Source organism: Mesorhizobium calcicola (assembly GCF_042682105.1).
Taxonomy (GTDB): Bacteria; Pseudomonadota; Alphaproteobacteria; order Rhizobiales; family Rhizobiaceae; genus Mesorhizobium; species Mesorhizobium calcicola.
Window position 1 is genome coordinate 65,198 of sequence record NZ_JBHUGY010000053.1, and the last position, 15,231, is coordinate 80,428.

Consider the following 15,231-nt stretch of genomic DNA (forward strand, 5'->3'; position numbering starts at 1 on the left):
AGGGTATTGTGCGCTGCACAAATGTCAAGCGACCTTCAGGCTTTTTTAATTCACTCTGATGTGGAAATTGCGTTTCGATGACGTTGGCGTGACATTTGGGCAACAGGTGTCGTTGCGGAAAAATCGTCGAACACCCTTGTTTTGCTAGAAGATCGGCGGCAGAGCACGGCTCGGACATGCTGCAATGCGGGAGAATCAGTTGGATATCAGCATCGATTTCATGCGCCGCATCGCGCAGGCTGCGGCGGCGGAAACCTTGCCGCGCTTTCGCAGCCAGGGCGCGGTCGCCAACAAGGAAAAGGGCAGTTTCGACCCGGTCACCGAAGCCGATCGCGAGGCTGAACGTGCCATCCGGGCGCTGATATCGGGAGAGTATCCCGACCATGGCATCCTCGGCGAGGAGCATGGCAGCGAGAACATTTCGAGCCGGTATGTCTGGGTGATCGACCCGATCGACGGCACGCGCGCTTTCATCTCCGGCCTGCCGGTATGGGGGACGCTGGTCGGTCTGACGGTCGACGGCGACGCCGTCGCCGGCATGATGTCGCAGCCGTTCACCGGCGAGCTTTACTACGCCAACGCCTCCGGCTCGCACTATGAGGGGCCGGGCGGGCCGCGCAAGCTGACCACCCGCAAGACGACCAGTCTCGCCGATGCGACGCTGTTCACCACCACGCCGGCGCTGTTCAAGGGCGAGGCACGCAAGCGCTATGACCAGTTCGAGAAGCAGGTCCAGCTCGCCCGCTACGGCGCCGATTGCTATGCCTTCGCCATGATCGCGTCGGGAAGCGTCGACATCGCCGTGGACCCCGGACTGAAACCTTACGACATCGTGGCGCTGATCCCGATCATCGAAAAGGCCGGTGGCATCATCACCACATTCGACGGTGGGCCGGCGGAAAAGGGTGGCGACGTCCTGGCGGCTGCGACGCCGGAGTTGCATGCGGCCGCTATGGCCGCGCTGCGCGGCTGATCTTCAGGCTTCAGCGCGGCTTGATCGAACGCTGGAATTCCGCCGGCGTGCGGCCGTAGACCTGTTTGAACGCGGAACTGAAATGGCTGTGGCTGGAGAAGCCAAGGTCCATACCGAGCGTCGTCAGATTGTCGTAGCGGCCAAGCAGGTCGAGCGCACGCGCCAGCCGCAGGCGCAGGTGATAGCGATAGAGCGGCATCGCCTCGACCTGCTGGAACACTTGCGTGAGGTAGACCGGCGAGACGCCGACCTCGGCGGCAATTTCAGCCAGCGTCCAGCGCCGCGACAGATCCGAGGACAAAACCAGCTTGGCGCGGTCGACCAGTTTCTGTCGGCCCGGGCTGGCGCCGGCGACATGCGAGGTCCGCTCGCCGAGAGAACGCCGCACCAGCGTCAGCGCCAGGGTTTCGGCCTCGAGCGTCTCGGCGACGTTGCGGCTCAGGCTGTGGCGCAGCAAAGCCACCAGTGCCTGCGCTCGCGGGTCGATGCGCCGGCGTTGGCGGCGAAACGCGGGAGTGGCGCCGGTGCGCAATTGTTCCTTCGGCACCAGTTCCAGCAGCTGAGCCTCCTCGACGACGAGATCGAGGCAGGCGTCGCCGCCCTCGACGGGGTGGCTGATCCGATAGGCTTCCGCCTCGTTGAAGAACACCAGCTGATTGGCTTCCGCGACGGCGTCGTTGCGGCCGACATGGCGCACGAAGACGCCGCGATAGGGAAACACCAGGTGCGTGGCCGACGTGCACTCTTCTTCGCTCCTGTGCCGGCATTGGCCACCGCAGACGACGTCCCGCACCCTGACGGTGCCGGTGTCGAGAAGCGGCTGAACCGTGAATTGCGACATGGCCGTTGCGCTCTTTCCCTTGCGCCGGAGCATGGGTCCGGCATTGCACCAGACACTCTACGCAATCGGCTTGCCCATTCCTGTCAGGAGACTTCCAGTCTGGCCGCCCCTTAAAGCGCGTCGCGTTGAAAACGGCGTCACGCGCCGCGCTCTAAGTCTTTGTTTCATGCATGTCGTTGCCCCAAAACCGGACCACTTTTGGGCGACATGCATTAATCCCACAACCGGCGTGAGAATTCGCCATAGGCCTCGCCGCGCGACAGACCGATGTCCTTGAGCTGGTCGTCGGTCATTTCGAGCAAAGCGCGGCGGCTACGGCGCCTTTCCATCTGGCGGCCGATCCAGCCGGCAGCCGCATTGAATTGTGCACGCAGGGACTGCTGGATCGTCGTGGTGCCGGAGGCACGGGCCGTCGGCTTGAGTGCGGGGATCGTGCCGGCCAGGCATTGCGTCGCGGCAATATGATCGTGGCGCATCGCTCAGTCCTCGCTGGCGCCGGCTGCCGAGGCGCCGGCTTCGTTCAGCGCTTGCGCGCATTCCTCGCAGCAGACTTCGACGGTCTTGCCGCCGACCTTGACGCGGATCGGGTTGGCGTCCAGCTGGCAATCGCAGGCGGCGCAGGTTTTCTCGGTCATGATCTCATCTCCATGGCGTTCAGTTCGACGCGGGCAGATGAGCATTCCGGGATGGCGCGGGCTGTCAGAATCTTTAGCACTTTGCCTGCCGCGGGCGTTGCCGGTCCATCCCTACTGACAACAGGGTGTCAGTTGGGACGGACTATGGAAGAGCCTTTCCAGAGGGAGAACCTGACATGCCGACACAATCAACAGCCAGCCGCGCCAACGACATCCCGGCGGACGGCCGCGGCGATTTCGATTTCTTCTTCGGCGGCTGGGATGTCAGTCATCGAAGGCTGCAAAAGCGCCTTGCCGGCGACACCAACTGGGACGAATTCCCCGGCACATGCGAGGTGCGCCCGCTGCTCGGCGGGCTCGGCAATGTCGACGACAATGTGATCGAGCTGCCGGGCGGCGCCTATCGCGCCGCCACGGTGCGGACCTTCGATCCGGCGACACGGCAATGGTCGATCTGGTGGATCGATGGCCGCAACCCGCTGACCATCGACGTGCCGGTGCGCGGCGCGTTCACCGACGGCGTCGGCACGTTCCTGTGTGACCATGTCTTCGACGGACGGCCGATCCAGGTTCGTTTTCTCTGGTCAGGGATCAGGGAGAATTCGGCGCGCTGGGAGCAGGCCTTCTCGCAGGATGGTGGCGCGAGCTGGGAGACCAACTGGGTCATGGAGTTCGCCCGCCAGGCGTGAGCCTGGGATCGGCGTCTGTCAGGCCGTAGGGTCGTCGCTGCCGGGTATGAAGGCATCGAAGGCGGCGAGGAGTTGCTCGCGGTACATGTCCGCCTCCTGCAGGATTTCGTGGCGGGCGCCGTCGATCATTAGCAGCGAACCGAGCCGCAGACGCCTGGCATAGGCTTCCACCGCCTTGGTCGAGACGACCTGGTCGGCGCCGGCGGCGATTATCAGCATGGGGACCTGAATGCGAGCCATGAAATCGGGGTCGCTGACAGCTTCGGATGCTTTGGCGGCGGCGTGCAGCCAGCGGATCGTCGGGCCCCCAAGCGCCAGCTGCGGGTACTCTTCGTAAATCCGCGTGTTGCGCCGATAGCGCACCGGGTCGGACGTCAGCTTGTTGGTCTCGAAAGGGGCGGTCACCTTCGGCCGTGGTCCCCAGGCGGCATAGAGCCGGCCAAGGCCGATAGCGCAGAAGAACGAACAGACGCGGCGAACCGTCGATATCGAAACCGGCAGATCGGGCAGCGTCAGGAATGGCGCGATCAGCACCATGCGCCGCACGCGGTTCACCATCGACGGCGCGGCAAGCAGCGTGATCACCGCGCCCGCCGAATGGGCGAGGATGTAGTAGGGGCCGCGGCAGTCGGGCAGCACGATCTCCTCGAAGAACTGTTCCAGGTCGGCAGTGTAATCGCGGAAGCTCCGGACATAGCCGCGCTGGCGATCGCGGATCAGGCGGGAGGAATCGCCCTGGCCGCGCCAATCGAGGGTGGCGACGCCAAAGCCGCGATCTGCAAGATTGCGGATGGTCTCGAAATATTTCTCGATGCACTCGTTGCGGCCGGTGAGCACGACCACGGTGCCTTTCAACGGGCGAGCCACTGCGCCGAACAGCCCGTAGCGGATCTTCTTGCGGTCGCGGGTAGTGAAGAAGCCGCCGGTGGCGTTTTCCGGTCGTGGATTGCCCTCGATTTCGTGAAAAAGCGGGATGTCTTGGACAAGATCCATCATTCGGCGCTTCGTGCTCGGCGTCTGGCGTGCCGCCCGTGCTGGCTGGCTCCGCTAAGGTGATAGACGCCCATGCGCCAAAAGCAAAGGAATTCCCGGTGACGGGAGCCTGCAACGGGGAAGGCCGGAAGCCGCATCAAGCGTGCTTCCGGCCTCTGTCGATCCGGGAGGAAGGGACGTTAACACCCGGTTCGGCCTCGTTGCGGCGCCTATGCAAATCCGGCGCGCCGCCTGTCCTTGATCTTGAGCCCACTCTAGCGCCGGCTATCTGAACGCGCGCCGAAGCGGCGGTTCATCTGCCGTTCATCGAGATGAATTCCGTTCGTGTCTTTGCCTCCGGTCAAATCTTGAAATGCCTTCAAGCGCTCCCCAAATGTTGGATGCGGTCGCCAATATCGGGGCCGCTGGTCCAGCCGAAACGCCGCTCAAGGGTTTCGCACCGGCCATACGCAAACCATGTTGCTCAACAGGAGAACACCTCATGCGTCACGTTGATTTTTCCCCGCTTTATCGCTCGACCGTCGGCTTCGACCGTCTCTTCACCATGCTCGATTCGCTTGCGCAGCCGGATGGCGCGCAGACCTATCCGCCCTACAACATCGAGCGCACCGGCGAGGATTCCTACCGGATCTCGATGGCGGTTGCCGGCTTCTCCGACGAGGAAATCTCGATCGAAGCCCACCGCAATGTGCTGACCGTCAAGGGTGAGCGCAAGGACGAAGGCACCGGCGAAGGTTCCGAACTGCTCTATCGCGGCATTGCCTCGAGGGCTTTCGAGCGCCGCTTCCAGCTTGCCGACCATGTTGAAGTCGTCGGTGCCGCGCTGAAGAACGGCCTGCTCTTCGTCGACCTCAAGCGCAACATTCCCGAGGAGTTGAAGCCGCGCAAGATCGCGATCACCTCGGCTCCGGCCAAGGCCAAGCAGATCGAGGCCAAGACCGCTGCATAAATTACAAGTCTCCTCCCGAGACGGAAGCGGCGCCGAAAGGCGCCGCTTTTTTGTTGTCAGGGATACTGATTATCCCGCGATCAACTGGCCAAAGCGGTCGACATCTTCGGCCGTCGTCGCGAAGCTGGCGACGAAACGATAGATCGCTTCGTTGTCGCCGAGGTGGCCGTCGAATCCCTGTGGTACGCCCCATTCGTAGAATTTGGCGCCGGCCGCCTGCAGCTTTTCGGCATTGGTGCGGTCGAGGACCGCGAAAACCTCATTGGCCTGCGGCAACCAGGCCAGCCTGCCTGTCGGCGCGTCTTCGATCGTCTCGGCCAGCCGGGCGGCCATGGCGTTGGCCTGGCGCGCCATCCTCAGCCACAGGTCGTCGGTGAGATAGGCTTCGAACTGAGCCGAGATGAAGCGTGCCTTGGAAAAGGTCTGCCCGGCGCGCTGGCGCAGCAGGCGCAGGTCACGCGCCACGTCGGGGTTCAGGACCACAACCGCATCGGCCATCCAGCAGCCGTTCTTGGTGCCGCCGAAGGAGATGATATCGACGCCGCTTTTCCAGGTCATTTCAGCAGGCGAAATGTCGGTCGCGGCAATCGCGTTGGCGAAGCGCGCGCCGTCCATGTGCAGAGGCAAGCCATGGCGGCGAGCGACCTCGGAGACGGCTTTGACATCATCGACGGTGTAGACCGTGCCGACCTCGGTCGCCTGGGTGATCGTCACCGCCATCGGCTGGCCGGCGGGGGCGAGGTCTTGCGAATAGCGCATGATGGCCCGGTCGAGAGCCTGCGGATTAATGCGCCCCAGTGGTCCAGGAACCGGCGACATGCGCGCTCCGCCGGTGTAGAAGCCCGCCGCGCCGAATTCATCGACGTTCATATGCGCTTCGGAATGGCAGAAGGCGACGCCGCCGATACGATTGCATGCCGCCATGGAGAGCGCGTTGGCCGCCGTGCCGGTCGCGACGAAGAACACTGCGACCTCCCGCTCGAAGATCTCGCTGAAGCGCTGGTAGACGGCGCGGTCGAGCTCGCCGTCGCCATAGGCGGTCGCGATGCCCGCGGCGTGCCGGGACAGATTGGCCGAAATGTCGGGATGGGCGCCTGCCCAATTGTCGGAAGCGAAGATCATGCGTTTGCCTGTGCTGGGAAAATCGATGCAAGCTTGGCCGTTTTCGCATCCTGCTCGCAAGAGCCAGACGTCGGAAAAGCGGTAAAGCCAGGTGAGGCCAGGAAAATGGGCGGCGGCCGAAGGTTACGTTTTTACCCCTGCGGCGCGTAATTTTCTGTCGCGGAACCTCCAACATTTTTGTGAATCAGCCTTGTGCGCGCCCAGGATTTCTGTCATAAAAATTTAGGACAGTAGTGCTGTCTTATTTTGTCGCACAAAACGAGCTGGATTGGCGTATCATTTGGGCCTCTCCGGCTGTTGCTGCGAGCGACAGGTTGGACGGCCAGACATTGGCCTGTACGAATACGAACCATGCGGAAAGCCGCCTGGTTCGGCAAGGATTTCGCAAGACGTGCCGCAAGGATCAGGGTGAGCCAGGCGCTTGCCGAGGCAAACCAGCGCCCGAAGGGCTGGGAACGGAGGACCAAGAGATGACGGACATGACGCACTCTGCGACGAACGGCCAGGCCGCGCAGACGAAAGCGGCAACCGTCAAAACCGCGTTCCGAACCAACAAGAAGCCGTTTCGAACCGACACCGGCTTTTCCGCCCACGGCCTCTACGATCCGCGCAACGAGCATGACGCCTGCGGCGTCGGCTTCATTGTCAACATGAAGGGCGTGAAGTCGCATCAGATCGTCAAGGACGGGCTTGCCGTGCTCGAAAACCTGACGCATCGCGGCGCCGTCGGCGCCGATCCGCTGGTCGGCGATGGTGCCGGCGTGTTGGTGCAGCTTCCGGACTGTTTCTTCCGCGAGGAGATGGCAGCCCAGGGCATCGAACTGCCGCCGGCCGGTCAATACGGCGTCGGACACTGGTTCATGCCGCAGGATGCAGCACTTCGCGCCCATGTCGAGGACATCATCGCCGAATCGGCGCAGTCCGAGGGGCTTCCGCTCATCGGGTTCCGTGACGTGCCCGTCGACAATTCGTCCCTGTCGAAGGCGGCGGACATCGTGGCGTCAGAGCCGTTCCATCGGCAGGTCTTCATCGGCCGCACGCCAGACATTACCGACGACGAGGAGTACGAGGCCAGGCTCTATCTGCTGCGTAAGGTGATATCGGGCCGCATCTACGCCGAGAACGACAACAAAGACATTGGCTCCTACTGCGTGTCGCTGTCGGCGCGAACCATAGTCTACAAGGGCATGTTCCTGGCCTACCAGGTCGGTGCCTACTACAAGGACCTGACCGATCCGCGCTTCGAAACCGCGCTGATCCTGGTTCACCAGCGCTTCTCGACCAACACTTTCCCGTCGTGGAAGCTGGCGCATCCCTACCGCATGGTCGCCCACAATGGCGAGATCAACACCGTGCGCGGCAACAACAACTGGATGGCGGCGCGACAGGCGTCGGTCGATTCCGAACTGTTCGGCAACAACATCTCGAAGCTGTGGCCAATATCCTACGAGGGCCAGTCCGACACTGCCTGTTTCGACAATGCGCTCGAGTTCCTGTTCCAGGGCGGGTACAGCCTCAGCCACGCCATGATGATGCTGATCCCGGAAGCCTGGGCCGGCAACAAGCTCATGGATGCCGATCGCAAGGCCTTCTACGAATACCATGCCGCGCTGATGGAGCCCTGGGACGGACCGGCGGCGGTCGTCTTCACCGATGGCCGCCAGATCGGCGCCACGCTCGACCGCAACGGACTGCGCCCGGCGCGCTACATCGTCACCGACGATGACCGCGTCATCATGGCCTCGGAAGCCGGCGTGCTGCCGGTGCCGGAGGAAAAGATCGTCAAGAAGTGGCGTCTGCAGCCTGGCCGCATGCTTCTGATCGACCTGGAGAAGGGGCGTATCGTCTCCGACGAGGAGCTCAAGTCGGAGATTGCGACCAAGCATCCCTACAAGACCTGGCTCGCCAACACCCAGCTCATCCTGGAAGACCTGAAGCCGGTCGAGCCGCGCGCGCTGCGCAAGGATGTCAGCCTGCTCGATCGCCAGCAGGCGTTCGGCTATACGCAGGAAGACACCAAGCTGTTGATGTCGCCGATGGCGACGACAGGCCAGGAAGCCGTGGGATCGATGGGCACCGACACGCCGATCTCGGCGATGTCGGACAAGTCGAAGCTGCTCTACACCTATTTCAAGCAGAACTTCGCCCAGGTCACCAACCCGCCGATCGACCCGATCCGCGAGGAGCTGGTGATGAGCCTGGTGTCCTTCATCGGGCCGCGGCCGAACATCTTCGACCTGGTCGGCAATTCGCGCCGCAAGCGGCTCGAGGTGCGCCAGCCGATCCTGACCAATGGCGATCTGGAGAAGATCCGCTCCATCGGCCACACCGAGGATCGCTTCGACACCAAGACGATCGACATCACCTATGGCTCGAATGAAGGGGCCGCGGGCATGCAAGGCGCCATCGACCGCTTGTGCGAGCGGGCGGAGGCGGCGGTCGCCGGCGGCTACAACATCATCATCCTGTCCGACCGCCAGGTCGGGCCGGACCGGATCGCCATCCCGGCGCTGCTGGCGACGGCCGCGGTGCATCACCACCTGATCCGCAAGGGACTGCGCACCTCGGTCGGCCTCGTCGTCGAATCCGGCGAGCCGCGCGAAGTGCATCATTTCTGCTGCCTCGCCGGCTACGGCGCCGAGGCGATCAACCCTTACCTTGCCTTCGACACGCTGCTCGACATGCACAAGCGCGGCGAACTGCCGAAAGAGGTGGACGCCTACGAAGTCGTCTCGCGCTACATCAAGTCGATCGGCAAGGGCATCCTCAAGGTGATGTCCAAGATGGGCATCTCGACCTATCAGTCCTATTGCGGCGCGCAGATTTTCGACGCCATCGGGCTGAAGAGCGATTTCGTGCAGCAGTATTTCACCGGCACCGCGACATTGATCGAAGGCGTCGGGCTGGACGAGATCGCGGCCGAGACGCTCAGCCGCCACACCGACGGTTTCGGCAACGATCCGGTGCTGCGCAACAACCTTGCGGTCGGCGGCGAATACATGTTCCGCATGCGCGGCGAGGCGCATATGTGGTCGCCCGACGCGGTCGCCACCTTGCAGCATGCCGTGCGCCAGGGATCGTGGGAAACGTTTAAGGACTATTCGGCGCAGATCGACAGCGAGACGGCCCGCGCCCAGACCATTCGCGGCCTGTTCAGGATCAAGCTGGCGGAAGAAACCGGCCGCACGAAGGTCGCGCTCGACGACGTCATGCCAGCGGCCGACATCGTCAAGCGGTTCTCGACCGGGGCGATGTCCTTCGGCTCGATCTCACGCGAAGCGCACACCACGCTGGCGCGCGCCATGAACGCCATCGGCGGCAAGTCGAACACCGGCGAGGGCGGCGAAGAGGCCGACCGCTATCTGCCATTGCCCGGCGGCGGCAAGAACCCTGAACGCTCGGCGATCAAGCAGGTCGCCTCGGGCCGTTTTGGCGTGACGGCCGAATATCTCGTCAACTCCGACATGATGCAGATCAAGGTGGCGCAAGGCGCCAAGCCCGGCGAGGGCGGCCAATTGCCCGGCCACAAGGTTGACGCCACCATCGCCAAGGTCCGGCATTCGACGCCGGGCGTCGGCCTGATCTCGCCGCCGCCGCACCACGACATCTATTCGATCGAGGATCTGGCGCAGCTGATCTACGATCTGAAGAACGTCAATCCGGCGGCCGACGTGTCGGTCAAGCTGGTGTCGGAAGTCGGCGTCGGCACGGTTGCGGCGGGCGTTGCCAAGGCGCGCGCCGACCACATCACCATCTCGGGCTATGATGGCGGCACAGGTGCCTCGCCGCTGACCTCGCTCAAGCATGCCGGCAGCCCGTGGGAAATGGGCCTTGCCGAGACGCACCAGACCCTGGTGCTGAACGGCTTGCGTTCACGCGTGGCGCTGCAGGTCGACGGCGGCTTGCGCACCGGCCGCGACGTCATCATCGGCGCGCTGCTCGGCGCCGACGAGTTCGGCTTCTCGACCGCGCCGCTGATCGCGGCCGGCTGCATCATGATGCGCAAGTGCCATCTAAACACCTGTCCGGTCGGTGTCGCGACGCAGGACCCGGTGCTGCGCAAGCGCTTCAAGGGTACGCCCGAGCATGTCATCAACTTCTTCTTCTACGTGGCGGAAGAGGTGAGGGCACTGCTGGCAGAGATGGGCTACACCCATATCGACCAGATCATCGGCGACACGGATCTCCTGGAAAAGCGCGACCTGATCGTGCACTGGAAGGCGCGCGGGCTCGATTTCTCGAAGATGTTCTTCAAGCCGGACGCGCCGCATGAAGCGGTGCACTGGACCGAGCGGCAGAAGCATCCGATCGACGATGTGCTCGACCGCAAGCTGATCGAGCTGGCCAAGCCCGCGCTCGAAAGCAAGCAGCCTGTCAAGATCGAGGTCGACATCCGCAATGTCGACCGCTCGGCCGGCGCCATGCTGTCTGGCGAAGTGGCCAAGCGCTTCAAGCACAAGGGCCTGCGCGAGGATACGATCTCGGTGAAGCTGACCGGCACCGCCGGCCAGTCCTTCGGCGCCTTCCTGGCGCGCGGCATCTCGTTCGATCTCGTCGGCGCCGGCAACGACTATGTCGGCAAGGGCCTGTCGGGCGGCCGTATCGTCATCCGGCCGCCGGAAGAGGCCAAGATCGTCGCGGCTGAGTCGATCATCGTCGGCAATACCGTGCTCTACGGCGCGACCGAGGGCGAGGCCTATTTCGCCGGCGTCGCCGGCGAGCGCTTCGCCGTGCGCAATTCGGGCGTGGTCGCCGTCGTCGAAGGCGTCGGCGACCATGGCTGCGAGTACATGACCGGCGGCATCGTCGTCGTCATCGGCAAGACCGGCCGCAATTTCGCCGCCGGCATGTCGGGCGGCGTCGCCTATGTGCTGGACGAGGCGGGCGATTTCGCCGAGCGCTGCAACATGGCGATGGTCGAGCTTGAGCCGGTTCCGGAAGAAGACGACCTGATGGAAAGGCTGCTGCACCATGGCGGCGACCTCGATCACAAGGGGCGCGTCGACGTGTCCGGCGACATGACCAGCCATGACGAGGAGCGGCTTTATCAGCTGATCTCGAACCATGTGCACTACACCGGTTCGGTGCGCGGCCGCGAGATCCTCGACGACTGGACGACATTCCGGCCGAAATTCCGCAAGATCATGCCGGTCGAATACCGCCGCGCGCTGATCGAGATGGAACGCATGCGCATGGGCGTGGCGGCGGAATAGATTTATGCATTGCCGGGAGGCCCAGGTTTCCCGGCCACCTTCATCGACAGTTTGACCTCTGAGGCAAGGTTGCCATGGCTGCCTCAAGAGGTTAACGGGTGCGGCGAAAACCGCACCATCTGGACAGCAGGAACTGGACTATGGGCAAGGTAACAGGCTTTCTCGAAATCGACCGGCAGGTGCACAAGTACCAGCCGGCCTCCGACCGCATCCGGCATTTCCGCGAATTCACGCTGCCGATGTCGGACAAGGAGGTCGAGAAACAGGCCGCGCGCTGCATGGATTGCGGCATTCCGTTCTGTCACGGACCGACGGGCTGCCCGATCCACAACCAGATCCCGGACTGGAACGACCTCGTCTACAATGGCGACTGGGACAACGCGATCCGCAACCTGCATTCGACCAACAACTTCCCGGAGTTCACCGGCCGCATCTGCCCCGCGCCCTGCGAGGAAGCCTGCACGCTGAACCTCGAGGACATTCCCGTCGCCATCAAGACGGTCGAGCAGGCGATCGCCGACAAGGCTTATGAGACCGGCCACATCCGGCCTTATCCGCCGGAGAAGAAGACCGGCAAGCGGGTCGCCATCATCGGCTCCGGCCCGGCCGGCATGGCGGCCGCCCAGCAGCTTGGCCGCGCCGGCCACGACGTTCATGTCTATGAACGCGAAAGCCGGCCGGGCGGGTTGATGCGCTACGGCATTCCCGACTTCAAGATCGAGAAGCACTACATCGATCGTCGCATCGAGCAGATGCAGGGCGAGGGCGTGACCTTCCATTGCGGCGTCAATGTCGGTGTCGACAAGAAGGTCTCCGAGCTGCTCGCCGAACATGATGCGGTGCTCTATTGCGGCGGTTCCGAAACACCGCGCGCGGCCGGTATCCCCGGCGACGATCTCGGCGGCGTGCATGATGCGATGCCCTATCTGGTGCAGCAGAACAGGCGGGTCGGCGGCGAGCCGATCCAGTCGGTGGCGTGGCCGTCGCATCCGATCATCGCCGGCGGCCAGCATGTCGTCGTCGTCGGCGGCGGCGACACCGCCTCCGACTGCGTCGGCACCGCTTTCCGCCAGGGTGCGGTGCGCGTCACCCAGCGGGCGGACGAGCATGTACTCAAGCATCGTGAGGTTCGTCACGAGAAGCGGTGGCGGATCTCTGCGAAGCGCCTGGCGGTCCGGCACATTCTGCGGCGCGCGCAACAATGCCTCTCGTTGTTCGTTTGCCTTCAGCTTCTCACGCAAGTTGCCGTTATATAGGCAGTAGCGGATGGCGCCATTGGCCGGCTTCGTCCAGGCGTCGAGGCGTTCCTGTTGGCTGGCGATCAATGCGTTGAGCGGGTAAAGCATGATGGCTTCGACACCACTCACGCGCGCCCTTCTCCTGTAGAGGCTGTCAAGCATAGGGACGAAGAAGCATTCGGTCTTGCCAGAGCCCGTACCTGCGGAGATGATGGCGCTCCTTGGTTTCGGATCTCCTAGTACGCGCCACGCCTCAAGTTGATGCTTATAGGGAGAGCGCTTCTGCGGAAAGGAATAGCCTTCGCCGCTGTTGTCTCCGGCAAGAGCTGCGACAGTTCGCTCATCGAGAAGTCTCCCAGACAGTGCCGCCAGCGTCTCATCGGCTGTGACGAATGGAAAGGCGCCTTCCAGAACGGGTGGCGGTATGAGCGCGCCTTCATGGTGCGGGTTGGGCAGCGTTTCTCTTAGATGAGCCGTCAACGCCGGATGCCGCAGACCTGATTGGGCTATCACGGCTTCCGCCATGCGCTGGCGCAAGCGGCTTAGGGTCTCGAAGGGTCTGATGGTCATTTGGAAAGGAACTCGAGGCAATGAGGGTAAGCTGTCGCGATGTAGGTGCTATCGAAGTCCAGCGCGTTGCGGAGGCCTGCCGCCACATCCGGCGTCATCTCCAGTTTTCCGCAAGCAATGCCGGCGAGACAAAGCGGCATCAGTAGCATCGGGAAGTGATTGTAATCGAAGCCCTGGAGCCCGGCTGGGGCGCCCAGTCGAGCAGCGTATTCAGCAAGGCTGCGTGGCAGATCGTCCACTTGGTCGTGGCGAAGGCGTACATATTCTGGGCCACGGACCGAAGGTCTTGAGGCAGCGTCTTTCCAATGCCGATTGAACGTGACACACCGGCAAACCATAAGGTGCGCTCAGCCAGGGTTTCAAATCGCTTCTGCATCTGCATCGTGGCTTGTTTCGACGCTTGGGCGGAATCGAACACAGTCGACAATTCCTGCACAGCGCGATCCCATTCGGCGCCTGCGGCCTGTTTCCATGCGTCCACAGGCAAGGCCATCCAGAGGAACGGCAGATCGCGTTCCAGCGTCAGGATTGCCTCTAGTCTTTCGGGGCTGGCGGCCAACAGCAAACGACACAACAGCTTGGGACAGGAAGGCAACTCCCGCGTGAGGTCGAGCGCTCGCGGACTGAGCCCCTTAAGCGACGCGACAACACGGATAAGGTGAGAGAGCTCCGCGCTAGATGCCGTCCGATCGGCAATCCTCGAAAGCTCCTCCTGGATTGCCAGTCGCCGTTCGTCTTCCTTTGAGATCAATGAATTCGCCTGCAGGCGCGTTGTGGTCGAAGAGCTGCCACCGCCTACAGGAGCGTCAATCAGCCAGGGACGTGTCACAACTGCGTCGCCTTTACGGCAATACACGAGATACGGGCCATCCGGCGGGGTTGGCAGTTGGAATAGCCCGGAGCCGATCTGGGTGAGGGCCAGCTCGGTTTCAGGATGGAGGAGTGGCCTTGCCACTGCGAACGCATCTGCAGCCAAACTCGCGAAGAGGGCCTTGCCGTCATTGACAAACGGCACGGTTTGACTACGGCGGATGGTGCATAGCGGCCGATTGCGGTCGTCCCTTACCACCACGCTGGGGCCACGTTCGGCCGACAGGCCCAGCAGGCTTTCGGCCAGCGCACCAAACTTGATCATTGGCGTCTCGCCTTCCACACGGCGGGCGATCAAAGCGCGCGCACTCGCCGCTCCTCGCAAATCGAGATCGATCGTCACCGCCCGACCGGTGAGGAGAACGGCTCCGCGCAAATTGGCAAGCGATAATTCTGGCGCGTCCTTGCGGATCCTGCCTGAGGCGTCGACGAGGACGGTCTCGTTAGCCGCCAGGTCCAACATGGCCATGACGGCAGATCCATACGGATCGATCAACCTGATGCGCAGTTGCGCAGTGGGTTGTCCCTGCCATGGCGCGACCAAACCGGCGTCGAGGCGATCGGCCTCGATTTGTGTGCCAAACTCATCGACTGCCGCGACTTGCCAGCCCTGCAATCCTTGCCAAGACACACGCGCGCCGCCGGTCTCGATTCGGCCCTCCAAACTGAAGCCTTGAGGCAACGCGAGAACCCGGGCCCGCTCGATAAGGAATCCTTCGTCATCAAGCCATTGAACGGTGACGAGGCCCTCCGCGGCACCTTGAGCACTGACCTCACGACCTTCCCTGAGAAAGCGCAAGCGCGGTTCACCGCCGCTCCCGCGAGTTCGCGGCCGCAGAGGTGCGGCCACAGGTTGAATTGATCCGTCTTCGAAGGACAAATCAGAAATGAAGATTGTCTCCAAATCGAGCCGTCGCTCGTCGTCCGACGAGGCGCCGGCCTGCACACGATAGCGCTCTCCCTCTTCCGTCTCGACGAGCGCCATGCCCTCGACGCGCCAGAGCGCCCGCCCATCGGATTGCCATAGGCGCTCTACGCCACCACCGTCGTGGCCAAGCACCCTCGATTGTCCCGAAACCCATACATGGAGTAATTCGGCGGTCGAGCGGACAGATCCGGTACCAACGAGCTCGAGGCG

The 15,231-nt window shown here is 63.1% G+C and carries 10 protein-coding genes and 2 pseudogenes; 5 read left to right on the forward strand and 7 right to left on the reverse strand.

The window, feature by feature from the left end; translation table 11 throughout:
* Nucleotides 1-199: 199 nt before the first annotated feature.
* Nucleotides 200-973: a histidinol-phosphatase gene (gene hisN / locus ACFSQT_RS30370; protein WP_379025074.1), complete on the forward strand. Its 774-nt coding sequence runs from the start codon at nucleotides 200-202 to the stop codon at nucleotides 971-973.
* A gap of 10 nt (nucleotides 974-983) precedes the next feature.
* Here hisN and ACFSQT_RS30375 read toward each other — a convergent pair whose 3' ends face one another.
* The 3 genes from ACFSQT_RS30375 to ACFSQT_RS30385 form a co-directional block, all read right to left on the reverse strand.
* Nucleotides 984-1,814 carry a helix-turn-helix domain-containing protein gene (locus ACFSQT_RS30375; RefSeq protein WP_379025076.1) on the reverse strand — a complete coding sequence of 277 codons (831 nt, stop codon included), beginning with the start codon at nucleotides 1,812-1,814 and terminating at the stop codon, nucleotides 984-986.
* A gap of 212 nt (nucleotides 1,815-2,026) precedes the next feature.
* Nucleotides 2,027-2,290 (reverse strand): DUF1127 domain-containing protein, encoded by a 264-nt coding sequence (locus ACFSQT_RS30380; RefSeq protein ID WP_379025078.1) that lies wholly within the window; start codon nucleotides 2,288-2,290, stop codon nucleotides 2,027-2,029.
* A 3-nt stretch (nucleotides 2,291-2,293) separates the two neighbouring features.
* Complete coding sequence (locus ACFSQT_RS30385) at nucleotides 2,294-2,449, reverse strand: hypothetical protein (RefSeq protein WP_379025080.1); 156 nt, start codon at nucleotides 2,447-2,449, stop codon at nucleotides 2,294-2,296.
* 176 nt (nucleotides 2,450-2,625) lie between these two features.
* Here ACFSQT_RS30385 and ACFSQT_RS30390 point away from each other — a divergent pair, with 176 nt between their 5' ends.
* Nucleotides 2,626-3,138, forward strand: coding sequence for a DUF1579 domain-containing protein (locus ACFSQT_RS30390; RefSeq protein ID WP_379025082.1), 513 nt, complete (start codon nucleotides 2,626-2,628; stop codon nucleotides 3,136-3,138).
* Between the two features lie 18 nt (nucleotides 3,139-3,156).
* Here ACFSQT_RS30390 and ACFSQT_RS30395 read toward each other — a convergent pair whose 3' ends face one another.
* Nucleotides 3,157-4,134, reverse strand: a complete 978-nt coding sequence (locus tag ACFSQT_RS30395; RefSeq protein ID WP_379025084.1) for an alpha/beta fold hydrolase — start codon at nucleotides 4,132-4,134, stop codon at nucleotides 3,157-3,159.
* Nucleotides 4,135-4,612: 478 nt separating this feature from the next.
* Here ACFSQT_RS30395 and ACFSQT_RS30400 point away from each other — a divergent pair, with 478 nt between their 5' ends.
* Nucleotides 4,613-5,080, forward strand: a complete 468-nt coding sequence (locus ACFSQT_RS30400; RefSeq protein WP_013893124.1) for an Hsp20 family protein — start codon at nucleotides 4,613-4,615, stop codon at nucleotides 5,078-5,080.
* A gap of 69 nt (nucleotides 5,081-5,149) precedes the next feature.
* On the opposite strand, the gene ACFSQT_RS30405 is transcribed toward ACFSQT_RS30400, so the two are convergent.
* Nucleotides 5,150-6,202, reverse strand: a complete 1,053-nt coding sequence (locus ACFSQT_RS30405; protein ID WP_379025087.1) for a threonine aldolase family protein — start codon at nucleotides 6,200-6,202, stop codon at nucleotides 5,150-5,152.
* Nucleotides 6,203-6,672: 470 nt separating this feature from the next.
* On the opposite strand from ACFSQT_RS30405, the gene gltB reads away from it, so the two are divergent.
* Both gltB and ACFSQT_RS30415 read left to right on the forward strand, forming a co-directional pair.
* Nucleotides 6,673-11,415: a glutamate synthase large subunit gene (gene gltB, locus ACFSQT_RS30410; protein WP_379025089.1), complete on the forward strand. Its 4,743-nt coding sequence runs from the start codon at nucleotides 6,673-6,675 to the stop codon at nucleotides 11,413-11,415.
* 140 nt (nucleotides 11,416-11,555) lie between these two features.
* Nucleotides 11,556-12,509, forward strand: a pseudogene (locus ACFSQT_RS30415) (glutamate synthase subunit beta); the annotation flags it as partial.
* Nucleotides 12,510-12,701: 192 nt separating this feature from the next.
* Here ACFSQT_RS30415 and ACFSQT_RS30420 read toward each other — a convergent pair.
* Both ACFSQT_RS30420 and ACFSQT_RS30425 read right to left on the reverse strand, forming a co-directional pair.
* Nucleotides 12,702-13,223 (reverse strand): annotated as a pseudogene (locus ACFSQT_RS30420) (DEAD/DEAH box helicase); the annotation flags it as partial.
* A 139-nt stretch (nucleotides 13,224-13,362) separates the two neighbouring features.
* A partial coding sequence (locus ACFSQT_RS30425; protein WP_379025091.1) for an STY4851/ECs_5259 family protein occupies nucleotides 13,363-15,231 on the reverse strand: 1,869 nt, incomplete at its 5' end.

Excerpts from the sequence above, each read along its gene's own strand:
- ACFSQT_RS30395 (WP_379025084.1), bottom strand. The coding sequence starts at position 4,134 with ATGATGGATCTTGTCCAAGACATCCCGCTTTTTCACGAAATCGAGGGC.
- ACFSQT_RS30400 (WP_013893124.1), top strand. The coding sequence starts at position 4,613 with ATGCGTCACGTTGATTTTTCCCCGCTTTATCGCTCGACCGTCGGCTTC.
- ACFSQT_RS30375 (WP_379025076.1), bottom strand. The coding sequence starts at position 1,814 with ATGTCGCAATTCACGGTTCAGCCGCTTCTCGACACCGGCACCGTCAGG.
- gltB (WP_379025089.1), top strand. The coding sequence starts at position 6,673 with ATGACGGACATGACGCACTCTGCGACGAACGGCCAGGCCGCGCAGACG.
- ACFSQT_RS30390 (WP_379025082.1), top strand. The coding sequence starts at position 2,626 with ATGCCGACACAATCAACAGCCAGCCGCGCCAACGACATCCCGGCGGAC.
- ACFSQT_RS30385 (WP_379025080.1), bottom strand. The coding sequence starts at position 2,449 with ATGACCGAGAAAACCTGCGCCGCCTGCGATTGCCAGCTGGACGCCAAC.
- ACFSQT_RS30405 (WP_379025087.1), bottom strand. The coding sequence starts at position 6,202 with ATGATCTTCGCTTCCGACAATTGGGCAGGCGCCCATCCCGACATTTCG.
- ACFSQT_RS30380 (WP_379025078.1), bottom strand. The coding sequence starts at position 2,290 with ATGCGCCACGATCATATTGCCGCGACGCAATGCCTGGCCGGCACGATC.